We start from the raw sequence: 24,814 nt of genomic DNA, 5'->3' as shown, positions 1-24,814 counted from the left end.
TTGACAGAAAAACTTCGAGAAACAATATTTTTTTTCAACTTTGTGTTTAATCTTTCAACCATTAATTATTAGACGAATAATATTCGTCGTTGCTCACAATGAAAAACTTCTTATTTGTCTTAATTCTGATGACTATTTTGTCAAATGCCAACGCTCAAAACGAAACCATTTTACTTTATCCCGAAGGTACGCCAGGGTTAAAAGCTGGAATTCAGATTCCAGAAGATTCTAAATCTACGGATGGAATTACTCGTGTGCGTGACGTAACCCAACCAGCGTTGTATGTATATCAGCCAAAGAAAAAAACGTCGGATGCAGCCGTTATTATTTGCCCAGGTGGAGGCTATTGGATTTTGGCAATCGACCACGAAGGATATGATATTGCCAAATGGTTTAACGACCGTGGAATAACTGCTTTTGTCTTGAAATATCGTTTACCACAAGATAATTTGTTTGATAATAAAGAAATTAGGCCGTTGCAAGATGCACAACAAGCCATCAGAATTGTACGAAAAAATGCAACAAAATATGGCGTTGCTGCTGATAAAATTGGAATAATGGGTTTTTCTGCGGGTGGGCATTTAGCCTCAACGGCATCAACACATTTCAATACACAAGTTGGCGAGATCACCGACCCAAATACGAGCGTCAGACCAGATTTTTCGTTATTGATTTACCCAGTAATAACTTTTAGTGATAAGTTTACGCATTTTGGTTCAAGAGAAAATCTGATTGGTAAAAATCCGACAATCGAAAAGATGGAGTTATATTCAAACGAAAAACAAGTGACGAAGGATACGCCACCAACATTTTTAGTGAGTACAACCGATGATATGGTTCAGCCTGAAAATAGTATTGGCTACTTTTTGGCTTGTAAGAAAAATAAAGTTCCTGTTGAAATGCATATCTATGAAAAAGGTGGACACGGTTATGGACTCAAGAAAAAAGGCCGTGGGCCAGTAGAAACTTGGGCAGCTCGAATGGAAGATTGGCTGCGTGATAGAAAATTGATGAAATAAATAGAAGACAGTAACGAGCTATTGAATTAAATGATAGCTCGTTACTGTTTTTTTAAGTTAATCTCCTTAAAATCAGTCCTTTAACTAATTCATAAAATAAGTGAGGCTTCATTGTTCGCCAATTTTCAATTTGAAGCGTTCCACCAAAATTGATATACGAATCTAGGTGAAAACGGCTGAATTCTTCTAATATAAATTCCCGAAAACTGACAGCGGCAATCCAGCCATCTTCAATATCGTCCATCCATTCTTCGTAATAATCGTTTTCGCCACCATGAAATTGAAAGATATTTTCTCCAATTAAAATGAATTGATTGATACCATTTTTGACTAATTTATCAATCACACTTCGCTTTAAAAACATAATATCATTGTGTAAAGTATCGTTCCATTCGCCAAAAAGTTCGATAATGGCATAATGCTCAAGATAATCAACAATCAAAATTTTGCAGTATAGGGTTTCAGAATCAATATCATCCCAAAAAGGGTCAATATAATAACCATAAATAGTGTTTTGATACTCATTGCCGTAATTACGCCCATAAAATGGCGACTTTGCATCTTTTTCTGCTTGGTAATATTTTTGCCAGTGATAAGTTGGTTCTATTTCGTGCATTTTCTTAAAAAAGTCCTTTAATTTATATCACAAACAAGCAGATTCGTTTATTTGTTGAGAATTTGTTTCGACATTTGATAAAACATTGAACTGCCAATTTCGAGTAATTCGTCAGGAAAATCGAATTTTGAGCTGTGAAGTGGAGCTTGATTAATACCAGAGCCAATGCCAAACATTGCTCCTTTATATTTCTTAGTAAAAAGCCCGAAATCTTCGCCAAATTCAAATGGTTTTTCGAGGTCGAGTAAATCAAATTTTTGCGTTTTTGCAGCAATTTTCACTTCATTGTAAGCAGTAGCGTTATTGTTATTTGCATTGAAAGATTCAATCCAATTAGCAGAAAATTCAAGTTTATATTTATTTGAAACTTCATCTACTTTCTGAATGATTTTGGCTTTCATTGCATCAAATTTTTCATTTTCCCAGTTGCGAAAAGTGTAACCAATGGTTGCTTTTCCTGCTGAAGTTCCGTAGGCTTTTTCGCCCATTTCGATATGAATTGGCGTTGCAACAAAAAAATCAGTACTTGTTTTATCAGGATTGTTTAGTGAGTCAAAATACTGTATGATTTCGGCTATCGCCAAAGCTGGATTTATACCTTTCGATGGCTCGGCTGCATGACTTGTTTTGCCAATTAATTCAAAAATACCACTTTCTACACAAGGAGTAAAAAGCCCTTTTTTAACAATAATTTCGCCCATCGGAAAACCTGGGAAGTTGTGAAATGCAAAGGCGTAATCTATTGGGAATTGTTTAAAAATACCCGACTCAATGGCAGCTTTTGCCCCAGATCCAATTTCTTCTGCAGATTGAAAAAACAACAAAATTTTGCCTTTCTTCAAAGGAATTTCCATTAATTTCTGGGCAAAACGAAACATTGTGGCAGCGTGTCCATCGTGACCACATTGATGCGAAACCTCTTCAATGGTTGAACGGTGAGCAAAATTACTCTCTTCTTGAATAGGCAAAGCATCTAATTCACAACGAAATAAGATTGTTGGGCCAGACTCATTTCCATCAATTTCTGCCAAAATTGAGTGCATGGAAAATCCATGATGGATTTTTTTGATGCCCAACTTTTTTAGTTCCGAAACTACGTAATCACTGGTTTTTTTCTCACCAGTTGAAAGTTCGGGATTGGCATGAATATGTCGTCTGAATTCGATAGCGGTTGTCATTGTATTTTTTTGTGAAAATGACTGAAAACTAGCAAAAAGTATCAGCGTTAATAATCGTATTTTCAAAGTTTTTATTTTTAGAATGAAAAATCTAATGAGCAAAATAGCTCATTTTCAGTTAAGAAAGCAATAGCTATTTAATACATAATTATCAAATAAAAAAGGTCAATAAGCTTTGCAACTTATTGACCTTTTTTATTGAAAGAAAACGCTTATTTAAAAGCTTTCATTTTACCACTTGATTGCATTTGATTAACTTTTTTCATCATGCCTCTCATTTGGTCAAATTGTTTCAAAAGATTATTTACTTGTTGAATGTCAGTTCCACTACCAGCAGCAATTCTTTTCTTGCGGCTACCATCAATAATATCAGGTTTTTCACGCTCTTTTGGCGTCATTGATTTAATGATTGCTTCAATAGGTTTGAACGAATCATTGCTAATATCAACATCTTTGATTTGAGAACTAACACCTGGAATCATACCCATCAAGTCTTTGATATTTCCCATTTTTTTGATTTGCTCCAATTGTGTTAGAAAGTCAGTCAAATCAAATTTATTCTCACGCATTTTCTTGTTCAGGCGACGAGATTCGTCTTCGTCGAAAGCTTGTTGAGCTTTTTCAACCAAGGAAATAACATCACCCATGCCCAAAATTCTACTTGCCATACGGTCAGGGTAGAAAATATCGAGGGCATCCATTTTTTCACCTGTTGAAATAAACTTGATTGGTTTATTAACAACAGCTTTGATTGAAAGAGCTGCACCACCACGAGAATCACCGTCGAGTTTGGTCAGAACAACACCATCAAAATCTAATCTTTCGTTGAAAGTTTTGGCTGTATTTACGGCATCTTGACCAGTCATTGAGTCAACCACAAATAAGATTTCGCTCGGCGAAACCGTCTTTTTGATTTCTTCAACTTCTTTCATCATCACCTCATCAACTGCCAAACGACCTGCCGTATCGACAATTACAACGCTTTTTCCTTTAGTTTTTGCGTAAGCTAGGGCATTTTTAGCGATGTCAACGGCATTTTTGTTATCAGGCTCAGCGAAAACCTCAACGCCAATTTGCTCACCCAAAACCTGTAATTGCGTAATCGCAGCAGGGCGATAAACATCACAAGCTACCAATAAAACTTGGCGGCCTTGTTTTTTGAGGTAAGAAGCAAATTTTCCTGAAAAAGTAGTTTTACCCGAACCTTGTAAACCTGCAATTAAAACCACCGCTGGCGAGCCTTTCAAATTGATACTTTGGGCTTGTCCACCCATAAGTTCCATCAATTCTTCTTGCACGATTTTTACAAATAATTGTCCCGGCTCAACAGCAATCATTACTTTTCGGTCGATTGCTTTTTCACGCACACGGTCGGTTACATCTTTGGCAACTTTATAGTTTACGTCGGCATCCATCAAAGCACGTCGTACTTCTTTGACAGTTGCTGCCACATTAATATCAGATATTCTGCCTTGCCCTTTGAGGGTTTTTATGGCTTTATTGAGCTTATCGCTTAAATTTTCAAACATTTTTTCAATTAACAATTTTCAATCAACAATTATCTAAAAGGTAATTGTTCAATCGGTGAGTTAAAACAAGGTGCAAATATAGTTTTTTAGTGCCAAAACTTGAATAGTTTTGTTGAATCATTTTATTTTTACGATTCAAGTATTCTTTTTTAACCTATTGAAATACAGAGCTATTACACTGTTTTTGCTTTTTTCTTTACTTATAATTTTGAAAAAAGCAGTTATATCTTCAACTTTTGTCAGTTTCTAGGAACTTTCAATTGCTAAAAAATTTCAAATTGACCGCTAAGTAAAAAACCAAGAGATTTGTATCTTAAATAGTTCCTGCTTTATACCTTTCGGAAAAATAGCCAAAAGATGTATAAAACTCTTATCCTCACATTTATTAGCCTATCTATATTTGCCCAAACACCTTACAATGGCACGGCAAATTTAGTTTCAGGTGGATTAAACCGTACTTTTAATTTCCATTTGCCAAATACTTCCCCTGATTGTGATTTGCCCTTATTAATTGTTTATCATGGCGATGGTGGAACTGGAGCGGGTATTCAAAGTTATGCTGGTTTTGATGCTTTGTCAAATTCGCAAAACTTTATCGTTGTTTATCCTGACGCTACTACTATTTGGGGAACCAAGCAATGGAATAAATATGCGGATAATGTAGCAGGTTTTGCCCCTTCGGGCGAAACAAATGCAGCAGACGATGTACAATTTACTTCAGATTTGATTGATTATTTTGCCAATCGTTATGGTACAAATCGTAATAGAGTTTATGCAACTGGGCATTCGGGTGGGGGTTTTATGTGCTATTTTTTGAGTATGGCTCTTAGCGATAAAATTGCGGCCATTGCTCCCGTAGCGGCAAGCGTATGGGGTGAAAACAACTACGTCAACAATTATTTTACTTCATCAGCCATTAAAACGCCAGTTTTTCATGTACACGGCACTGCTGATGCTACGGTTGATTTTCCAATTCCGAATTATCCAACTGTACCAGGCTGGGTTTGGCCTGAATCGAGTTATGGGTCGCTTAATTGCGGCACTTCTACATACACAACGAGCGTTCATAATGCCAATGTTGATAAACTCACTTTTTGCTCAACTAATAAAAAGATAGTTTTAATGGCTCTCAAAGGCTGGGGGCATGGTTGGGCAAGCATAGCAAACGGCAATTTTGATACGCCTCAAGAAATTTGGAGTTTTATTAATCCATTTGCTTTAAGCACATTTGTGACGCCAAATTATGCCACTGCTCCAACACTTTCGCCTGATAATACTACTATTTCAGTAGGACAAAACGTGACTATTTCGGCTAATGGTTGCCCATCAGGAGCAATGCCTTTATGGTCGAATGGGCAGCGAGCGAATAGTATTTCGGTAAGCCCTTCTACAACTACAATATATTCTGCTAAATGTTTTGAGTGCAATGGAAGTGCGTCGGGTAGTTCGACGATTACAGTTCAGACAGAAAATAGTACGCCAATTATTGATAATCATTTCAAAATTGACCAGTTCGGATATCAGCCTTTGGCACAAAAGGTGTGTGTGATAAGTAACCCAATTATGGGTTATAATAATGGACAGTCTTTTACACCTGCTGCTACTTTAGAAGTCAGAAATGAAGAAGATAATTCGGTCGTTTTTTCAGGAAATGCCGTTGCTTGGAATGCTGGGGCTACGCATACACAATCGGGTGATAAAGCTTGGTGGTTTGATTTTTCAGCTTTGACAGCGGTTGGCACATATTATATTTTTGATGCAACTCAAAATAAGCGTTCGTATAGTTTCGAGATTCGAGCGGATGTTTATAAAGAAGTACTTAAACACGCTCTTCGAGTATTTTATTATCAACGTTGTGGTACAGCCAAACCAGCTACTTTTGGAGGTAATAAATGGCACGACGATATGGCCTGCCATACGCATTCAGAGCAAGATATTGATTCTCGTTTGGTTTCAAATACTAATGTTTCGACTTCCAAAAATCTTTCAGGAGGTTGGCACGACGCAGGAGATTATAACAAATATACTAATTTTACGTATGCTCCGATGCACGATTTGCTTTATGCATATCAGGAAAAACCAAATATCTGGACAGATGATTTTGGGATTCCTGAATCAGGCAACGCCATTCCTGATATTTTGGATGAAACGAAATGGGAACTAGATTGGCTCTTGAAAATGCAGAATAATGATGGTTCGGTTTTGAGTAAAGTTAGTGTTACTAATTTTGCGGCAACATCGCCACCAAGTGCCGATTTGGCATTCCGTAGGTACGGTGCAGCCTCTACAAGTGCTACGCTTACGGCAGCTTCGATTTTTGCTCATGCAGCTATTATTTACCAAACAATTCCTTCGCTTACGAGCTTTGCTACCCAACTTCAAACGGCCGCAATCAATGCCTATGCTTGGGCGGTGGCCAATCCTAATGTAGTTTTTAGTAATGCGGGTTTCAGTAGTGCAAACCCCGAAGTAGCGGCTTATGACTATCAAACTGCACTGAAACTTTCGGCTGCTTCCTATCTTTTTGCTTTGACAAATGATACTCAGTATAAAACTTTTATTGATAATAATTATGCTAATGCACATTTGGTAGAATGGTATTTTGCTTATCCATTTGAGAGTTCATACCAAGATGCATTGCTTTACCACGCAGCTACCGTTGGAGCAAATGCAACAACAGCAAGCACCATCACGAGCCGATATACCAATTCGATTGAATCAACTAACGAAAATTTGCCAAGTTTTACTTCAAGTTTAGATGTTTATCAAGCATATTTGAAAGACGGAGATTATACATGGGGCTCGAACACCACCAAAGGAAGAAAAGGTTCAATGTATTGGTCAATGAATAAATATGGACTCAATGCAGTTAATGCCAGCAATTACCAAAACGCTACGGCTGGTTATGTGCATTATTTTCATGGCGTAAATCCAATTGGTAAAGTTTATTTGAGCAATATGTATCAAGCCGATGCCGATTCTTCGATAAATGAAATTTACCATAGTTGGTTCGGTGATGGTACTGTTTATGACAATGCACTTAGTTCGCCCAATGGCCCCCCGCCTGGATATGTTACGGGAGGAGCAAACCCAACTTTTCAGCCTGATGCTTCTTATGGAGGAACAATTTCTCCACCACAAAATAATCCGATTCAGAAAAGCTATAAAGATTGGAATACCAGTTTTCCTGAAAATTCTTGGGAATTATCGGAACCTGCCATTTATACGCAAGCAATTTACATAAGACTTGTTTCAAAATTAGTTGATAATGTACCATGCCCAAATAAATTAAAACTCACAATACCGATTACAGCCAATATCAAAAACGAAGTTGGACAAACCATTAAAGGAAGTACTTTGATAAAAACAGGTACTGATGTGAAATTTGATGCAGGAAAAAGCATTTTACTAGAAAATGGCTTTGAAGCAACCGCAGGAAGTGTTTTTAAGGCGTATATCGATGGTTGTGGAAATCAGTAATTTTTGATTTTCTTAAAAACTAAACGAGGCATGCTTTTGAAGTGTGCTTCGTTTAGTTTTCCCGTAACTATTTACCTGAAGGAACTGCCAATTTTTCATTTTCCTTCACAGGTGTGCCAAAATTCGGTGTTCCATCTGCATTCCAAGTGAATTTTTGCATTCTCGGTGAACGGAATTTTCCACAACCTTGATTGGGCTCTGAATTAGCGTGATACAAAATCCAATCTTCTTTTCCATCAGGCGATTTAAAGAAAGAATTATGACCAGGTGCAAAAACTTTATTTTCGAGAGATTGCTTAAATAATGGTTCGGGAGATTTCTTCCAACTCTTCGGATTCATTAAATCAGCATTTAGGTCGGCGGTAAGCATTCCGAGAGCATAAAAGTCTGTCCAGCAGCCACTTGCTGAATAAATGATAAATATTTTCTTGCCGTGTTTCAATATTTGCGGTCCTTCATTCACGTTTACATGAGGTAAATTTGGGTCGTTGAGGTCACCATGTTTTTCCCAATCAAAATCAGACCCCGATATTTTTATCCGTCCACCCATAATCGTCCAAGGATTTTTCATTTTGGCAATATAGATGTTTTGTTGGCCATTTTTATCTCCTTCCCAACCTGACCAAATCATGTATAATTGCCCACGATTCTCAAAAATATCACCATCAATCGCCCATTTATCTGCTGATTCGTCGGCTATTTTTCCTTTAAAAACCCAATCTCCTTTCATGGGGTCGATTGAAGTATTTTCCAAAACATACATTCGGTGATGATTATTATCGCCATCATCGCCCGCAAAATACATATACCATTTACCTTGTATGTAGTGAATTTCGGGAGCCCATAATTCCTTGGAATACATTGTTCCTGTGGGAGGTATCCAAATGGTTTTCGACTCAGCAGTTTTTAAATTTGCTAAGTTTTTGGTTTTCCAAATAACTAATTTATTTTGTAGTGTATGAGTATAATAGTAGAAGCCATCTTTATAAAAACTATATGGGTCAGCTCCCGAAGGTAATAATGGATTGGTAAAAGTCTCAGAATTTTGAGCCAGCAAACTGTTGATAAATATCAGAGCGAAACATACACTCAATATGATTTTTTTCATAGAATATTTAAAAAGTGAGGTTGAACGAGTTTTTTAGCATGGATTTTATAAAAATACTTTAAAATAAAACAGGAGCATAACATAGTCAGGCTCCTGCTTGCAGATAATAAAAATTATTTTATTGTTTTTTCAAAGTCTGTAAATAAGTTACTAAGTCAACAATTTCTTGTTTTTGTAACGGGAATTTTGGCATTAAAGATTCTTCATTTTCTACCATTGAAACAATATCAGCTCGTTTGAAAGCTGTTGGGTTTGTGCTTCCAATTTGCTTAATATTTACATCGTTTTCGGTTTTACTCAAAATCATTCCTTCTACTTCTGTGCCGTCTTTGAGTTTGAGTTTATAACCTTCATAACCAAAGCTAATGCCTTGACTTGGGTTAATAATTGCTGAATAAAGAGCAGTTTTTGATAGTTTACTGCCAATTTCGGTTAAGTTTGGTCCAAAATTTATTCCTTCGCCTTTTACTTGGTGACAAGCAACACAGTATGTTTTAAACACTTTTTGACCACTTGGTGCATTACCAACGCCTTTGGCCAGTTCGTTGATATCTCCTAATTCTTTATCCATTTCAGCACCAAACATTTTCATTGCTTCCGTGCGGATATCACTGTGCCATGTACCAACTAAAATCTTTTTTGCAATTGGCATTACATCTGCCGAAACTTTATTGGCTTTTACCAAATCCCATAAAATTTCTTCACTGTTCCAACCGTACATGCCATACATAGCTTGGTTTCGAACTTCTTTGCTGAGGTTTTTATTGTTAAATAAGCTTATCAAATAATCAGTTACAGGTTTTTCATCGACACTACCAAAAACACCAATGGCTTTACGAACTATTTCTTCGTTTTTATTCTTTGTCAGTTTTTGAAACTCAGCTAAACCATTCAATTTTACCTGAATCTTAGCAGCTTCACTTCCCAAAAGAGAATCGGTCATTGCCATTGCCGTAAGACGGTCAGATTGGTCTTTCATTTCGTAGCGTTTTACCAAATCTAAGTAATCAGTTGGGTTTTTGATTCCGCTCAAAACTTTTGGTAAAAGGGTTTTAAACAAAGCATCTTGTTTCGCACTTGTAACATCTAAATGTTTGAATACCAGTGTCATTATTTCACTTGAAGCATTTCCTCCGTCGAGCATTCCTAACAATACTTTAGTTTTTTCAGGATTATTCTGAAAGTCAAAAGCTCTGAAATAACGCAAATTTTCTTTTTCTGATTTTGCCAATTCTGCCAAACGAAAGATATTGTCGGTTGAGCGGCTACGCCAAACTAAATCTTTTGCAGCGGCATTTGTTTTCCATTTTTCGCCTGCTTGAGTTATATAATTAGCAAAAAAAGCATCCCATTGATTATCTGCCGAAATTCCCAGAGCTTCTAAATACCAGCGGTCAGTTCCATCATAATTATTCGCAAGTATTGTCCAAATTGCTGCTGCTTCGGGCGAAGTTTTATGTCGAATGGCAAATGCAACTTCACGACGAATTTGTGCTGATGCGTCTGTGGCGAGTTTTTTCAAAATTGGCAAATTATCAGCAGGTAATTCTCGAGACAAACGAATGGCCGTAAGACGAATATCTTCATCTGTATCGTCGATGGCTTCTTGGATATATTTTGCTTCTTTTCCTTTGATTTTACCTAATAACCACAATGCTCTGGCACGCATTCTTGAATCATCCGATTTCCAAAGTTTTACTAATGCATCTTCTGCTTTTTCTTGAAGAGAATTCAATTTTGTCCAAGCCAAATAACGCACCGCTAAATTGGCATTTTGCAAAGCTTCAACACACCCTTCGGCAGTTTCAAAGTCAAACTTTGGTACCGAATATGCTTCGCCTTTGGGAGCAATTCTGTAAATACGTCCTCGAACTGAATCGCCCATTGCGTGTCCACCAACACCAGGGTCATACCAATCTGCTATGAAAATCGAACCATCTGGAGCGGTGGTTACATCTGAAGGACGAAACCATTGGTCACGTTTTGAGCCATCCAAAATATTATTAATTGTTGCTTTGAAACCCGCACCATTTTTTTCTACTGGATACGAACGCACTATATTTGGGCCTGCATCACAATGAATAACTTGATTTTGGTATTTTTTTGGTAAAAGTTTTCCTTCATATACAATCATACCTGTTGGCGAACCAGCCCCAGTTTGTAGTAAATTTGGTACAACGCCAGGGTCATTCAAATGCCAGTGACGCAACGGAATTTCAGATTCCCAGTTGGTGCGACGTTCTTGCCAACTTGCCCCTGTCATTTCATCTTTGAAACCATAATTGCCATAATCCATCACGTAATTAATACGCACGCCTTTATTGCCATCATCGTCATTGTCTGATTGCCACATACGGCCATAAGAATCAACGGCTACTTCATAATTGTTACGAAAATTATGGGCTAAAATCTCCACATTTGAACCATCAACGTCACAACGAAAAACTTTCCCTTGTTTATAAGTCGAAAATGGGCGTCCTAAATCATCCGTTAATTCTTTGCCATTTTTATCGCTCAATGTTTGTACTTCATTGCCACCATCGAAATAGAGTTTTCCATCAGGGCCAAACGAAAAAGCATGAATAGCGTGGTCGTGTTGTACTCCCTTTAAGTTAGTAAAAATAATTTCTTTTTTATCTGCTTTGCCGTCGTTGTTTTCATCAGTAAAAAGAAACACATTTGGGCTGCAAGAAACGATTACTTTATTGCCTAAAACCGAAATGCCAAGAGCAGCATTAATATCTTCACCTTGATAAAAAACAGTACTTTTATCAGCTTTTCCATCTTGATTGGTATCTTCCATTATCAAAATTCGATCGCCTTTTTTGTTGTACGGATTTTTCGGGTTAAGTTTATTTCTATAATTATAACCTTCACAAATCCAAACTCTCCCTTTGGCATCAATATCCATATTTGTAGGATTCATCATCATCGGTTCTGATGCGAAGAGAGTCACTTCTAAATCAGGGTCAGCAAGTTGGATTCCGTCGAGGGCGTGTTCAACTTTTCGTTTCTCATCATCAGAAAGTTTTGAATAATTCTCGTCGGAAAGCGTGTTTTGTGTTTGCTTACAGGCAAAAACGATGAGAAGGGTGAGTAGAGAAAAAATGATAGATTTTTTCATTTGTATTTTGGTTGAATATAGATAAGAAAAAGATTGGTGCAATAAACGTATATTTGACAACTAATCTAGGAAGAAATTAGTTATCGGTTTATATTTTCTGATGACAAAATTGTATATCTTATTTTATTTCTTCAAAGAAACAATTCCTTTATCTGCTCCTAACATTCTTTTTGCTCGCAAATATCGCCCAGCATTGTGGGCATCAAAACGAGGCGAAGTTTTATCAAAACTACTGATTCTAACCATTCCAGAAGAATGGATAAATTCATTGTTTCCGAGCCACATTCCTACGTGAACAACTTTTTCTGGTTTTTCGAGTGTTGCTTTTTCGCCAAAAAAAAGCAAGTCGCCTACTTGTAAACTATCGAAAGCAACTTCATTACCAACAAAAACTTGTTGTGAAGCATCACGTGGAAGCAAGATTCCGTTTGCTTGATAAACCATTCTTGTGAAACCACTACAATCGACACCTTTCCATGAAGTTCCGCCCCATAAATAAGGTAATCCTTGCATTTTATAAGCGGCATTTACCAAATTTTGTTCGCTTGGAACTACTGTTTTTTTCCACTGCTGATGAGCAATTGTTTCATTTTTTGCTACAAATGCTTTTCTTTCATCAGGATAAATAACTTCATAAAAGTTTTGTAAAGTGTCTTTTACGACTAATAAATCACCCCAAGTTAAGTCCGAAATTGTCTGTGAGTTTTCGTCAGCTTTTACATAGGAAAACCCAAAAGGTTTGTTATACATCAAGTATTTTTTTGCTTGATATTGTTCACTTTGCTCTTTGGTTACGCGAGTAATAGTTGAGCCATCAACCCAGCCAATATAATTGTCGGGTGTTTGAACAAGGTACCAATGACGGTCTTTATCGAAAACTTTTACGACAGTTCCAAGTAAAGATTGCGAAGCCAATTCGGCTGATTCTTTTGGTTGACTGCGAATATTTGCCACCGAAATATTGATAATAGCGAAAGTTTTATTATCAAGTTCTTCTAAATCAGGAAGGCTTTTTATACCATCGGTCAAATTATAACCGCTTGATTTTAAGCGATTTAATAGTTCTTTTTTAGCTAAAGGCAAATTTGTTTTACCCACAATTTGATTAGAGTCAAGGTCAGCTTGAAAAACAGCAACTCGCTTATCAGGAGCGTATTTTTTACGAACTTGCTCAATGATTGAATAGACCGTTGGCTTAGGATTTGTCGGTGCAACTACTTGTTTAGGCGTTTGGGCAAATACTGTGAAAGGTAAAAAAAATATCAAGCATATTTTAAAAAATTGCTCTTTGGTTTTCATTTTTTTGGAGTTTTTTTCTGCGAAAATACTCATTATTTTTCAATTGAAAACAAAGTGTTTTTGAAGAATGTTTTGAACAAATATATTTTTGGTTTGACGGTTTGAAAAACTATCGTGCAGAAACAAAAAAGGAAGCATTGCAGCTTCCTTTTATATTAACCTCATCGTTCCAGTACAGACAACGGCACGAAAACTTTGTCAAACCTTCTATCGTAAGAAGTCTAATGAACTACTTAACTTTAACCACCACTTTCCCTCTCGACCGACCCATTTCCACATACTCCAATGCTTCGTTGGTATGCTCAAACGGAAATACTTTATCAATAACTGGTTTTATGATTCCCGATTCAATAAGTTTGGTTATTTCCCCTAATTGCTTGCCATTTGCTCTCATAAACAAGAAAACGAATTTTACACCAAACTTTTCTGCCTTTTTCTTCGCTCCTGAACTTAAAAGTTTTGTGATAAATTTCAAATGCCAAGGCAAGCCAATTTCTTGAGCAAATTCGGGTGTGGGAGGACCTACTAATGAAATAAGTTGACCGCCTTTTTTTAAGATGCCCAGCGATTGCTCTAAAACTATTTTTTCACGGTTACTGTGTAACACCAAATCGTAGTTTTTCAAGAGTTTAGCGAAGTCTTGTGTTTTGTAATCAATTACTAAATCAGCTCCAAGGTCTTTTACTAATTCTACATTTTTTGTACTTGTAGTTGTAGCTACATAAGCTCCTAAATGTTTTGCCAACTGAATGGCGAATGTACCTACTCCACCCGAACCCGCTTGAATAAAAACTTTTTGCCCTTTTTTAAGTTTTGCAATTTCTACCAATGCTTGCCAAGCTGTTAAACCAACTAAAGGAATAGAGGCGGCTTCATCCATAGAAAGATTTTTGGGCTTTAGTGCTAAATCATTTTCATTCACGGCAATGTATTCTGCAAATGTTCCAATTTTATAATCAGACACTCTTGAAAAAACTTCATCACCCACTTTATATTTGCTAACCTTTGAACCTACTTTGGTTATTACACCTGCCATATCGTGGCCATTAGTAAGTGGTGTTTTATAGGGAAGAAATAGTTTGAATTCACCCCATTTTATCATAGAGTCTAATAGGTTTACACCTGCCGCATATATTTGCACCAATACTTCGTTTTCATTTATAACTGGCTCTGCAATTTCTGTTAGATGTAACTTTTCTTTTTTGCCGTAGCGTTTTACTATGAATGCTTTCATTGTTCTTTGAATTAATCGATTTAATATATTTAATGATTTTACTTGCTTAAAGCTTTATTTACTAAATGTCAAAAACATAATACTTTGAGCAGGTAATTGTACAATTCCTTTTTTTATATTGATGCCATTTATCTCTGGTAATTCATCATTGGCTTTCATTTGTAGCATTTTACCATTTAAGCTCACTTTTTTGGTTAATAATTCATCTGCTGTCAGCAAATATTGCTTCGCATTTGACGGAATATTTATAGTGGTTGATTTATTATTGGTGTTCAAAATCAATACAGTTTTTCCTTTCGATTTATTTTTTAAATTATGTACAAAAATATCGACACCAGCTTCCAAACTTCCTGCCTCAAAAACTTGATTTCCCATAAATTTATTCCAAAGAAAAGCTGCCCAATAATTAGGCCTTGGGTTATGGGTATCATGTTCTAATAAGCCATATTCGCTTCTTGCAAGCGTGTTGTGCATTACAACTTGTACACCCTTTTTTGCCAGTCTGCCAAGTTGTTCCAAATAGCGAAAACTATCAATATAAGTCGCTGCCAACGGATTTCCTCCACAAGCTGATTCGGCGGTTTCAGTGAGCCATATTGGTGCATTTGGCATATATTTGTCTCTTGCATTTTGGTAGAATTCCAAACCCTTTTCGGTCCTGCTTAACCATTCGAATGTTAATGCTTTTTCAGGCGTTTGCCCTCCTCCGCAACGTTTTGAAACTGTACCATAATAATGATAAGTAAATACTTCAAAATTGGGTTTTGGTGCTGGTGAAAGTAGTTTATCAATGGAGATATCTAATCCTGATGGCAAAATACTTTCGCCCGTAGAGCCTGGCCCAATAATTTTCATATAAGGTGCAGATTTTGAAACAAAACTTTTAAAAACATCAAACTCTTTTGCAAAATCATTCCCATTATATCCTTTTGGAGCATCACCATGCGAGGCATGCGATGGCTCATTGAAAAATTCAGCGGCCGAAATTTCACCACCAATTGATTGGGTATAATCTAAAATAGCCTTTACTTGTGTTGGTTGATATTTACCATTTTCATCTCTCATGCCATTGCTTATCGGGAATGAGCTAACCAATTTCCCATCCACAGCTTTACAAAAATCTACTACCCCTTTCCATTGTTGGCGAGTCAAAATATTCTTAAATCCTTTTGGTGGACTACTTAATTTTGCTTCATCATTATTTTGAAAATAGACGGCATTTGCCCAAGTGCCACTCACTCTTACGTAAGTTGGACCTAAACCAGCAGCAAGATTACGCAACTTTTTTTCATAAAGATTGATGGGCTCAATTTTCCATTTCAGTGCATCAATCCCTTTTTTATTAGAAGTTTTTCTGACAGAATCAATCAATGGGTAAGGAATCCAAAAATCGCCTCCAATCACCTCACACATTTCCACATTGAATGATTGAAATCGCTCATCTACCTTTCCGATAAACCTCATTTCCTTCAAATTAATGTTGTTTTGAGGAGTATTTTGTGCAAAAGCATTTACATTAAAAAATGCCATAATCAATAGTAATGCTATATTTGTGTATTTCATAAAACGTTCTTTATAATTGTTTGAGAGTGAGAAATATCGGTTAAAAACTTTGTACTTTATTTGATTTTTTTGCCCCTCTGTACAAAATGATGGTTTCATGAATTTCGTAAGTATCAATTGCGGTACAATAGGTGGCAATTCTACCAGAAAGATTTTTAATTGCATCACTACTAAAGTTTTTTTTCATTTCATTTTTATCATTGTCATGTTCCATTGCTTCTGTTTTCATGGGTTGTAGGTTTTGTTTCTCAATTCCCTGTATTAGCAAGTGTTGGTGTAAGTTCGTTATTGATAAATTTATTATTTTTTTATTTTGTAAGAAATAGTAACGCTTTTTTAAGAAATTCTTCGTGATATTGAAAAATACCACCATGCCCAGAATTCGGGTAAATTAGTACTGGTTCAGCATTCGGAAAACGCTTTGCTAAATCAAACGAAAGCTGTGTAGGCACCATTCTGTCGTTATCACCATTGGCTACCAAAACTGGATGTTTGAAAACACCCAAATCGGCTGGTGCATCATGTCCCCAAGTTTCAATGGCTTTGAGCTGTTTTTTCAAGACACTTAATTTTACCTTCGTATCACGGTTTTCTGTTCTTTCTTTTAAACGATTCAGAAAAGCACGGGCGGCATCTTTCCCCACTTTATTTTGCGTAAAGAATAAATAAAATTTAGCATCTCTGAATGTAAGAAGGCTTTTGAAAATATCCTTGTAAGTCGTGCCAACCACATCACTAACTCCTTGACCGCCTCTTGGACCTGTGCCAGTAAGTATAATTTTACGAGCCAAAGTTGGTTCAACTAAAAGTAATTCCTGAGTAATAAAGCCACCCATAGAAAAAGCCAGAATATCTACTTGTTTGTAATCCAAAGCATGAATAAAAGCAATAGCATCTTTTGCCATATCGGCAATGCTTGTTCCCTGCTCGCCTGTAGTAGCACCTACGCCCCGATAATCAAAGGAAATAATATGGCGTTGTGCTGCAATTGCGTCCATAATTCTTGGGTCGCAATTATCGAGATTTGCCGTTAAGTGATTAAAATAAATAACTGGTATATCGCCTTCTTTACCATAAGAACGGTAAGCGAATTTTAGTCCGTTAGCTTCTACAAATTGAGTAGGAACTGTTGCGTAAGAATAGTTATCACTTTGTGCATTTGATGTTGTCATTTTTAGAATTATCAAAATCGTTAAAAGAAATTTATTTCTCATTTTAAGCTCTATTGACTTGTTTAAGAATAGTTTTTTCTAAAAACCCATAGGCAAAATGTTGTAAATTAATTAACACTGAAGTTCCCTTACCAACAATGTTTCTGAAATTAGGTTTGTCTGCTTCGACCACTTTAAGCATTTTTGCAGCAACCATTGCTGGGTCTTCGGCTTTAACTACTAAGTCGTTAGTGAATTTTTCAATTTTATTTCTTAATGAATTATACGCTTCAATTTTAGCGATAGGCGAAGAAGAATTATCTAAAATATTTGTTTTAAAAGAAGAAGGTTCAATCATGGCTACACGGATATTGAACTCATTTAATTCGTAGCGTAATGCTTTAAAATATCCTTCCAAAGCATGTTTTGAAGCAGCATAGTAAGCGGTACTCGGAAATGCCACAAGCCCAACAATTGAACCTACTGTAATTATTTTGCCTGATTTCTGTTTTCTAAAATGAGGCAAAATTGCGTTTGTTACCTTGATTGTTCCCCAAAAATTAGTTTCCAATTGTTTTCTGCCCAGCTCAATAGGAATTTCTTCGGCAATGCCATTTACCAAAAAGCCTGCATTATTAATAAGTATATCCAACTGGTCTATTTCTTTGAAAAGTCTATCAGGTAAAGTGTTTATGGATTGCTCTGAGTCAAGGTCGAGTGCTATCATTTTGAAGGGTACTGTCGATTGTATTTTTTCAGGGTTGCGACTTGTGCCGATTACATTGTAACCCTTTCCATGAAGCTCGTTCGCTACTATTAAACCAAAACCTGAAGAAGCACCTGTTACTAAAATATTCTTACTCATTTCTATTTATTCTTTAAATATGTTATAAAAATTACTTGCATTTTGCAAGTGCAAATGTAAATTTATTTACTTTTATTTTGCAAGTTATTTTTAATTTATTTTTTAAAATTTATTTTGTGGGGTCAGATTTTGAAGTCAAACAGGATCTGAAATACCAGATAATTAGAATTCTTTATGTTTTTTTTGATTTTTAAAATTCTACACCTACATTTGCTTGCATATTGCAAGCAGTCAAAAACATTACTTATGTAAGGATAATTATTGATTATTTTTAAATTATTATTCACAAAATGTCTAAAAAAAGGTCAGAATGCCCAATTAGTAATAGTCTTGAAATATTTGGGGACAAATGGTCTTTGTTAATTATCAGAGACTTAATTTTCTATCAGAAGTCTACCTACGGAGATTTTTTAAAATCAGACGAAAAAATTGCCACGAATATATTAGCGTCCAGATTACTGGCTCTGGAGGAAAATGGTATCATTGAAAAGCGAGAACACCCAGATAGTAAAGCAAAAATATTATATAGACTGACGCACAAAGGGATAGATTTACTCCCTATAATATTCGAAATTCATCTTTGGGCTGAAAAATATTTCACGATACCCGCTGATATACAGGAAATGGTAAATGATGCCAAAAAGAATAAAGAAGTAGCCTTAAAGACGATTATGGAGCAATTGAGAAAGCAATTGGAGGAAGAAGTGATGGCAGTATAGATTAAGGCAATAATTGTGATTTTGTTGAAAACGTGTGCTAAACAAAAAACGGAAGCCGAAAGGCTTCCGTTTTCTATCATAAACTCGAAAAAATCATAGACCGAATTTTGCTTTTACTGCATCAACATAATCAAGTTTTTCCCAAGTGAAAAGTTCAACTTCTTTCGTAACTGTTGTGCCATCTGGCCCTTTGAAAGTTTTAGTTACAACTTCATTTTTACGTCCCATGTGGCCATAAGCGGCTGTTTCTGAGTAGATTGGGTTACGTAATTTCAAACGTTGCTCAATTGCGTACGGACGCATATCGAAAATCTCAGCTACTTTTTGTGCGATTTCACCGTCAGTCATATCAACTTTGGCAGTTCCGTAAGTGTCAATAAACAAACCACATGGTTTAGCAACACCGATAGCGTAAGAAACTTGTACTAAAACTTCGTCGCAAAGACCAGCAGCAACTAAGTTTTTGGCTACGTGGCGAGTGGCATAAGCCGCCGAACGGTCAACTTTTGATGGGTCTTTTCCAGAGAAAGCACCACCACCATGAGCACCTTTACCACCATATGTATCAACAATGATTTTACGACCTGTCAAACCAGTATCTCCGTGTGGGCCACCGATTACAAATTTACCAGTTGGGTTGATGTGGTACGTAATTTGGTCGTTGAACAACACTTGTAACTCAGCTTTCAATTTAGCTTGTACACGTGGAATAACGATATTGATAACATCTGCCTTGATTTTTGCTAACATTTCTTCATCATCAGCGAAATCATCGTGCTGCGTAGAAACTACGATTGTATCAATTCTTTGTGGAACGTTATCATCAGAATATTCGATAGTTACTTGAGATTTTGCATCTGGACGTAAGTAAGGAATCAAATTTGGCTCATTATTACGGATATATGACATTTCTTGGAGAATAGTGTGAGCTAAATCCAACGCCAATGGCATATAATTATCAGTTTCACGAGTAGCATATCCAAACATCATCCCTTGGTCACCTGCTCCTTGTGCGTTTGCTTTCGATTCGAAATCATCAGCAGTTTTACGGTCAACACCTTGGTTAATATCTGCCGATTGGTCGTGAATTGCCGAGATAATTCCACAAGAATTAGCTTCAAACATATATTCCGACTTTGTGTAACCAATTTTACGGATTACTTCACGAGCAATTGCTTGTACGTCAAGATACGTTTGTGTTTTTACTTCTCCTGCCAAAACTACTAAACCTGTTGTTACCAAAGTTTCGCAAGCTACTTTAGAAGAAGGGTCAAACGCCATAAAATTATCAATGAGGGCATCTGAGATTTGGTCCGATACTTTGTCTGGGTGTCCTTCCGATACAGATTCAGAAGTGAATAAATAAGGCATAAATCCTATGTTTTTGGTTAATGATATTTATTAGTTAATAGCTTTCAAGTAATTGAAGGGGATATTTTGAAGAAAAAAACAAAACATTTTTGACTTTAGAACAGCCCGCATCTTTTGACCACCGTAGCGTTTCGACTCGGTTGGTTTTCTAAATTTAATTAGAAATTCTTGATACTGATACAAAGTTGGGAATTTAGATAAACAAATGCAAAGAATAAGAATAAATTTTTATCTAAATTTTATTCAACGTTCACAGAAAATATCTGCAATCGTTTTTAAGAATGGATTTTTTATCTATTAAATACCTTATATTGAGATATTTTAACTTAATGGTTTTTGTGGTAATTCGATAGATTTATCAAGTAAACATATTTTTTTGAGCCTTATTTAAAGCTAATAATCTCAATTCCAATTTCATCACCGACATTGATTTTATCGAAACTATACATTTTATATGTTAAATCGTCCATTTTTAAAATCACCTCAAAATAGGTTCCTAAAAACTTGATTGAACTCACGATGGCTTTCATAGTAGATTTTTCGGAAATACGAATTTGTTCGGGACGAATAAATCCTTTAGAAAAATCGCTTAACGCAACTTCTCCAGTAATTTCAGCAACATACTGATTGATTGGATTTTTATAAATTTCTTCAGGCGAATCAAGTTGTAAAGCTTGGCCATTTTGCATAATGAGCAACTCATCGGCCATTCCGTAAGCGTCTGCTACGTCGTGTGTTACAAAAATACAGCTTACTTCTTCAGTTTTGATAAGATTGAGCACTTCTGCCTTTAATCGACGCTTATTTACAGCATCCAAATGACTAAATGGCTCGTCGAGAAGCAAAAGTTTAGGTTCTTCCGCAATTGCTTTTACAATAACTGCTCGTTGTTGCTCTCCGCCCGAAACTTGTCGAGGAAAATGCGACTGAACTTTCTCTAAACCACTGATTTTTAGTAATTTATCAATGCGTTCGTTGCGATAATTTTCTTCATAATAACGTAATTCATAAGCAATATTTTCACGAATCGACATATTTGGAAAAAGCCCGTAATCTTGCCTTACTAATTTAATATCTGGATGCCCCGCAATGAGTTTTTCTGAAGGTGGGGTGATACGTTCACCATCAAGCGTGAGTGATCCTGAATCAGGTTCGTAAAGTGCAGCAATAAGATGCAAAAGTGTTGTTTTTCCTGAGCCACTTTCCCCCAAAATTGCTAGAATTTTACCTTTTTCGAGTGAAATTGAAATGTCTTTTACTGCGTTTATTTCGTTGGCAGATTGGCGTCCAAAAGATTTGTGCAGATGATTGATTTTTAGCAGTGACATTGGGGCTTTTTTGTACAAAAATACGAGTTTTTTAGAGAAATTGTCTATTTTTGTTGTGCATAGATACCGACTTTCTTATCTTGCTGATTATTGACGATACTTACCTACATATAATTTACTCTAAAATATTGAATGTTAGAACTTTACAAACAACAAACCAGATGTTTGGTGGCTTTAGATTCCATTATATTTGGTTTTGATGGCGAAGAATTAAAGCTTTTATTGGTTAAACGTGGCGTTCAAACCGACCACGACACTTGGTCATTGATGGGTGGTTGGTTAAAACCAAACGAAAGCCTTGACCAAGCGGCAGAAAGAATTTTGTTTGAATTAACTGGCGTCTCGGGAATTTTCTTGGAACAACTCAACGCCTTTGGCGACCCAAATCGTGACCCAGTTGAGCGAACAGTTGCGGTGGCATATTATGCTTTGGTTAACGTAAAAGACTATGAAACTAAGATTTCGGACACGCATCATGCACAATGGTTTTCAATGCACGATTTGCCCGAATTGCTTTTTGACCACCGAGAAATGATTAAAATTGCCATAGAAAGACTGCGTTATAAAGCTGCTTTTCATCCAGTTGGTTTTGAATTAATGCCCGAAAAATTTACAATTCCACAAATTTTAAACCTTTACGAAGCCATTTATGGCAGTAATTTCGACAAACGTAATTTTAGCCGAAAAATCCTTTCGACTGGATTATTAGTCAAATTGAAGGAAAAACAAAAAGGTTTCTCGAAAAAAGGGGCATTTCTCTACGCACTTGATACCGAAAAATATAAAAAACATTCTGATTCATTCATGAATTTTATACCAAATCCAGAAGGGCTGGTATAATCCTCATATTGTTTAACAACCACTTTATCTAACAACAAACTATCAACCTTACATTTAGTTTATCCATGAAAAAAAGTCTTTTTGCCCTTTTAATCGTTAGTTTTTGTTCGTTTGGGCAAAACGAAAAACTAGAAAATTTGGTGAATTATGTCAATCCTTTGGTCGGAACTGATTCAAAATTTGAGTTTTCAAATGGCAATACTTATCCAGCTATTGCATTGCCGTGGGGCATGAATTTTTGGACACCACAAACCAACAAAATGGGTGATGGTTGGTGTTATCAATATTCAAGCAATAAAATCAGAGGTTTCAAACAAACGCACCAACCTTCTCCGTGGATAAATGATTATGGTGTTTTTTCAATTTTTGCTACAACTGAAAAATTAGTTTTTGATGAAAACAAGCGAGAATCGTGGTTTTCGCACAAAGCTGAAGTTTCCAAACCACATTATTATAAAGCGTATTTGTCGGATTATAACACAACCGTTGAAATTACACCAACCGAAAGGGCTGCAAGATTCCGAATTACCTATCCTCAAACCGATAAAGCATATTTGATTGTTGATGGTTTTTTCAAAAAGTCATCCATTAAAATTTTTCCAAAAGAAAGAAAAATCACAGGTTATGCCAGCAATGCTTCGTCGGGTGTTCCCGACAATTTTAAAAATTACTTTGTGATTTATTTTGATAAAGAATTTGAGGAGGTTTATGGCGTGAAAGACGGCGAAATCAAGTTGAATAATCTAGAAATTGAGAGTAATCATGTAGGAAGTATCATTCGTTTCAAGACCAAAACAAACGAGCAAGTAAACCTAAAAATTGGTTCGTCGTTTATTAGTCTTGAACAAGCCGAATTGAATTTAAAAACCGAAATTGGTGAGCAAAGTTTCGACCAATTAGTCGCACAAGGGGCAAAAGTCTGGAATACTCAATTAAACAGAATTAAAGTAGAAGGTGGCTCAGATGATGAACTTCGCACGTTTTATTCGGCTTTGTACCATACAATGTTGTTTCCTCGTAAATTTTACGAAATAGATAAGGATAAAAAAATCGTTCATTATAGTCCATATAATGGTAAAATTGCCGAAGGATATATGTTTACCGATAATGGTTTTTGGGATACTTTTCGAGCAGTTTTTCCGTTTTTTAACCTAATGTTTCCTGAAATGAATGCCCAAATCATGGAAGGATTGGCCAATACTTATAAAGAAAGTGGGTGGCTGCCAGAGTGGGCAAGCCCAGGGCATCGTGATTGTATGGTTGGTTCAAATTCGGCGTCGATTATTGCTGATGCTTACCTCAAAGGTGTGAAAATACAAGAAATCGAAAAACTTTATGAAGCCATTACCAAAAACGCCAATCAAGAAGGCCCGCTGAGTTCGGTTGGAAGGTTAGGCGTAAGGTATTACAATGATTTGGGTTATGTTCCTTATGATGTGGGCATCAATGAAAATACCGCTCGAACGCTCGAATATGCTTATGATGACTTTACGATTTGGAAACTAGCAAAATTACTAAAAAGACCACAAAGTGAGATTGATTTGTATGCCAAAAGAGCCCAAAATTATCGAAATGTTTTTGATAAAGACATTAATTTTGTGCGTGGAAAAAATAAAAATGGCACTTTTCAGTCACCTTTCAGACCAGATAAATGGGGCGATGCTTTCACAGAAGGTTGTTCATGGCATTGGACTTGGTGCGTTTTCCATGATATTCAAGGGCTTTCAGATTTGATGGGTGGTAAGAAAAATTTTGTTGCAAAATTAGACTCCGTTTTTACTGCTCCGCCAACGTTTGATTTTTCGTATTATGGTATTCAGATTCACGAAATTACTGAAATGTTAGTGATGAATATGGGACAATACGCCCATGGTAACCAGCCGATTCAGCACATGCCGTATTTGTATAATTATGCAGGAGAGCCGTGGAAAACGCAATTTCATGTTAGAAATATTATGAAAAAACTGTATTCACCTCAACCAGATGGTTTGTGTGGCGATGAAGATAACGGACAAACTTCGGCTTGGTATGTGTTTTCAGCATTAGGAATGTATCCTGTTGCACCTGGAACAGACCAATACGTTTTGGGGTCACCGCTATTCAAGAAAGCAACAATTCAACTACAAAATGGGAAGAAATTTTCAATTATTGCTCCCGAAAATAACAGCGAGAATATCTATGTTTCGAGTGCTAATTTGAACAATGCAAATTACACCAAAAATTACCTAAATTTTACTGATATAATGAAAGGCGGTTCGTTGAAATTAGGAATGTCGGCAAAACCTAACAGAAATAAAGGAATCAAAGAAACAGATTTTCCGTATTCGATGAGCAATGAATTAAAAAAATAATTTATCCAGTAAATTCACTCATTTGAGATGCCTTTGCAA

At 36.2% G+C, this 24,814-nt stretch carries 18 protein-coding genes and 1 riboswitch; of the genes, 5 read left to right on the top strand and 13 right to left on the bottom strand.

Annotated features, from left to right (window positions below; genetic code table 11):
• Positions 1 to 98 precede the first annotated feature (98 nt).
• Positions 99 to 1,019: an alpha/beta hydrolase gene (locus MJQ71_RS19860; protein WP_238808689.1), complete on the top strand. Its 921-nt coding sequence runs from the start codon at positions 99 to 101 to the stop codon at positions 1,017 to 1,019.
• Positions 1,020 to 1,071: 52 nt separating this feature from the next.
• Here the strand turns inward: MJQ71_RS19860 and MJQ71_RS19855 are convergent, their stop codons facing one another.
• From MJQ71_RS19855 to ffh, 3 genes are all read right to left on the bottom strand, one after another.
• The gene (locus tag MJQ71_RS19855) at positions 1,072 to 1,635 is read right to left on the bottom strand and encodes a hypothetical protein (RefSeq protein ID WP_238808688.1); all 564 of its coding nucleotides are present in this window, start codon (positions 1,633 to 1,635) and stop codon (positions 1,072 to 1,074) included.
• A 47-nt stretch (positions 1,636 to 1,682) separates the two neighbouring features.
• The gene (locus MJQ71_RS19850) at positions 1,683 to 2,813 is read right to left on the bottom strand and encodes an amidohydrolase (protein WP_238808687.1); all 1,131 of its coding nucleotides are present in this window, start codon (positions 2,811 to 2,813) and stop codon (positions 1,683 to 1,685) included.
• 212 nt (positions 2,814 to 3,025) lie between these two features.
• Positions 3,026 to 4,342: a signal recognition particle protein gene (gene ffh / locus MJQ71_RS19845; RefSeq protein ID WP_238808686.1), complete on the bottom strand. Its 1,317-nt coding sequence runs from the start codon at positions 4,340 to 4,342 to the stop codon at positions 3,026 to 3,028.
• A gap of 357 nt (positions 4,343 to 4,699) precedes the next feature.
• On the opposite strand from ffh, the gene MJQ71_RS19840 reads away from it, so the two are divergent.
• Positions 4,700 to 7,822, top strand: coding sequence for a glycoside hydrolase family 9 protein (locus MJQ71_RS19840; RefSeq protein WP_238808685.1), 3,123 nt, complete (start codon positions 4,700 to 4,702; stop codon positions 7,820 to 7,822).
• A 67-nt stretch (positions 7,823 to 7,889) separates the two neighbouring features.
• Here MJQ71_RS19840 and MJQ71_RS19835 read toward each other — a convergent pair whose 3' ends face one another.
• The 8 genes from MJQ71_RS19835 to MJQ71_RS19800 all read right to left on the bottom strand — a co-directional run bounded on the left by MJQ71_RS19835 (position 7,890) and on the right by MJQ71_RS19800 (position 18,166).
• Entirely contained in the window at positions 7,890 to 8,930 is a 1,041-nt protein-coding gene (locus MJQ71_RS19835) for a glycoside hydrolase family 43 protein (RefSeq protein ID WP_238808684.1), read from the bottom strand.
• 118 nt (positions 8,931 to 9,048) lie between these two features.
• The gene (locus MJQ71_RS19830) at positions 9,049 to 12,054 is read right to left on the bottom strand and encodes a PVC-type heme-binding CxxCH protein (protein WP_238808683.1); all 3,006 of its coding nucleotides are present in this window, start codon (positions 12,052 to 12,054) and stop codon (positions 9,049 to 9,051) included.
• A 123-nt stretch (positions 12,055 to 12,177) separates the two neighbouring features.
• Positions 12,178 to 13,353, bottom strand: a complete 1,176-nt coding sequence (locus MJQ71_RS19825) for a C40 family peptidase (protein ID WP_238808682.1) — start codon at positions 13,351 to 13,353, stop codon at positions 12,178 to 12,180.
• A 229-nt stretch (positions 13,354 to 13,582) separates the two neighbouring features.
• Complete coding sequence (locus MJQ71_RS19820; RefSeq protein ID WP_238808681.1) at positions 13,583 to 14,587, bottom strand: NADP-dependent oxidoreductase; 1,005 nt, start codon at positions 14,585 to 14,587, stop codon at positions 13,583 to 13,585.
• A gap of 54 nt (positions 14,588 to 14,641) precedes the next feature.
• Positions 14,642 to 16,150, bottom strand: coding sequence for a hypothetical protein (locus MJQ71_RS19815; protein WP_238808680.1), 1,509 nt, complete (start codon positions 16,148 to 16,150; stop codon positions 14,642 to 14,644).
• Positions 16,151 to 16,190: 40 nt separating this feature from the next.
• Entirely contained in the window at positions 16,191 to 16,379 is a 189-nt protein-coding gene (locus tag MJQ71_RS19810) for a hypothetical protein (RefSeq protein WP_238808679.1), read from the bottom strand.
• Positions 16,380 to 16,458: 79 nt separating this feature from the next.
• Positions 16,459 to 17,322, bottom strand: a complete 864-nt coding sequence (locus MJQ71_RS19805; RefSeq protein WP_238808678.1) for an alpha/beta fold hydrolase — start codon at positions 17,320 to 17,322, stop codon at positions 16,459 to 16,461.
• A 43-nt stretch (positions 17,323 to 17,365) separates the two neighbouring features.
• On the bottom strand, positions 17,366 to 18,166 hold the full coding sequence (locus MJQ71_RS19800) for an SDR family NAD(P)-dependent oxidoreductase (protein WP_238808677.1): 801 nt from the start codon (positions 18,164 to 18,166) through the stop codon (positions 17,366 to 17,368).
• Positions 18,167 to 18,456: 290 nt separating this feature from the next.
• Here MJQ71_RS19800 and MJQ71_RS19795 point away from each other — a divergent pair, with 290 nt between their 5' ends.
• On the top strand, positions 18,457 to 18,885 hold the full coding sequence (locus MJQ71_RS19795) for a winged helix-turn-helix transcriptional regulator (protein WP_238808676.1): 429 nt from the start codon (positions 18,457 to 18,459) through the stop codon (positions 18,883 to 18,885).
• Between the two features lie 93 nt (positions 18,886 to 18,978).
• On the opposite strand, the gene metK is transcribed toward MJQ71_RS19795, so the two are convergent.
• Both metK and MJQ71_RS19785 read right to left on the bottom strand, forming a co-directional pair.
• Positions 18,979 to 20,256, bottom strand: coding sequence for a methionine adenosyltransferase (gene metK / locus MJQ71_RS19790; protein ID WP_238808675.1), 1,278 nt, complete (start codon positions 20,254 to 20,256; stop codon positions 18,979 to 18,981).
• A 75-nt stretch (positions 20,257 to 20,331) separates the two neighbouring features.
• A riboswitch (SAM-I-IV-variant riboswitch) is annotated at positions 20,332 to 20,436 on the bottom strand.
• Positions 20,437 to 20,639: 203 nt separating this feature from the next.
• Positions 20,640 to 21,584: an ABC transporter ATP-binding protein gene (locus MJQ71_RS19785; RefSeq protein WP_238808674.1), complete on the bottom strand. Its 945-nt coding sequence runs from the start codon at positions 21,582 to 21,584 to the stop codon at positions 20,640 to 20,642.
• A gap of 132 nt (positions 21,585 to 21,716) precedes the next feature.
• On the opposite strand from MJQ71_RS19785, the gene MJQ71_RS19780 reads away from it, so the two are divergent.
• Both MJQ71_RS19780 and MJQ71_RS19775 read left to right on the top strand, forming a co-directional pair.
• Positions 21,717 to 22,424 (top strand): NUDIX hydrolase, encoded by a 708-nt coding sequence (locus MJQ71_RS19780; RefSeq protein ID WP_238808673.1) that lies wholly within the window; start codon positions 21,717 to 21,719, stop codon positions 22,422 to 22,424.
• A 65-nt stretch (positions 22,425 to 22,489) separates the two neighbouring features.
• Positions 22,490 to 24,775, top strand: coding sequence for a GH92 family glycosyl hydrolase (locus tag MJQ71_RS19775; protein ID WP_238808672.1), 2,286 nt, complete (start codon positions 22,490 to 22,492; stop codon positions 24,773 to 24,775).
• Positions 24,776 to 24,814: the final 39 nt, after the last annotated feature.

It is taken from the genome of Emticicia aquatica (assembly GCF_923079645.1).
Lineage (GTDB): Bacteria > Bacteroidota > Bacteroidia > Cytophagales > Spirosomataceae > Emticicia > Emticicia aquatica.
Note: the sequence above shows the minus strand (reverse complement) of the source record. Positions and strands in the feature narration are given on the sequence as shown.

Bases quoted from the DNA above. Each gene is read 5' to 3' on its own strand.
- MJQ71_RS19860 (WP_238808689.1), top strand. From the start codon at position 99: ATGAAAAACTTCTTATTTGTCTTAATTCTGATGACTATTTTGTCAAAT.
- MJQ71_RS19855 (WP_238808688.1), bottom strand. From the start codon at position 1,635: ATGCACGAAATAGAACCAACTTATCACTGGCAAAAATATTACCAAGCA.
- MJQ71_RS19850 (WP_238808687.1), bottom strand. From the start codon at position 2,813: ATGACAACCGCTATCGAATTCAGACGACATATTCATGCCAATCCCGAA.
- ffh (WP_238808686.1), bottom strand. From the start codon at position 4,342: ATGTTTGAAAATTTAAGCGATAAGCTCAATAAAGCCATAAAAACCCTC.
- MJQ71_RS19840 (WP_238808685.1), top strand. From the start codon at position 4,700: ATGTATAAAACTCTTATCCTCACATTTATTAGCCTATCTATATTTGCC.
- MJQ71_RS19835 (WP_238808684.1), bottom strand. From the start codon at position 8,930: ATGAAAAAAATCATATTGAGTGTATGTTTCGCTCTGATATTTATCAAC.
- MJQ71_RS19830 (WP_238808683.1), bottom strand. From the start codon at position 12,054: ATGAAAAAATCTATCATTTTTTCTCTACTCACCCTTCTCATCGTTTTT.
- MJQ71_RS19825 (WP_238808682.1), bottom strand. From the start codon at position 13,353: ATGAAAACCAAAGAGCAATTTTTTAAAATATGCTTGATATTTTTTTTA.
- MJQ71_RS19820 (WP_238808681.1), bottom strand. From the start codon at position 14,587: ATGAAAGCATTCATAGTAAAACGCTACGGCAAAAAAGAAAAGTTACAT.
- MJQ71_RS19815 (WP_238808680.1), bottom strand. From the start codon at position 16,150: ATGAAATACACAAATATAGCATTACTATTGATTATGGCATTTTTTAAT.
- MJQ71_RS19810 (WP_238808679.1), bottom strand. From the start codon at position 16,379: ATGAAAACAGAAGCAATGGAACATGACAATGATAAAAATGAAATGAAA.
- MJQ71_RS19805 (WP_238808678.1), bottom strand. From the start codon at position 17,322: ATGACAACATCAAATGCACAAAGTGATAACTATTCTTACGCAACAGTT.
- MJQ71_RS19800 (WP_238808677.1), bottom strand. From the start codon at position 18,166: ATGAGTAAGAATATTTTAGTAACAGGTGCTTCTTCAGGTTTTGGTTTA.
- MJQ71_RS19795 (WP_238808676.1), top strand. From the start codon at position 18,457: ATGTCTAAAAAAAGGTCAGAATGCCCAATTAGTAATAGTCTTGAAATA.
- metK (WP_238808675.1), bottom strand. From the start codon at position 20,256: ATGCCTTATTTATTCACTTCTGAATCTGTATCGGAAGGACACCCAGAC.
- MJQ71_RS19785 (WP_238808674.1), bottom strand. From the start codon at position 21,584: ATGTCACTGCTAAAAATCAATCATCTGCACAAATCTTTTGGACGCCAA.
- MJQ71_RS19780 (WP_238808673.1), top strand. From the start codon at position 21,717: ATGTTAGAACTTTACAAACAACAAACCAGATGTTTGGTGGCTTTAGAT.
- MJQ71_RS19775 (WP_238808672.1), top strand. From the start codon at position 22,490: ATGAAAAAAAGTCTTTTTGCCCTTTTAATCGTTAGTTTTTGTTCGTTT.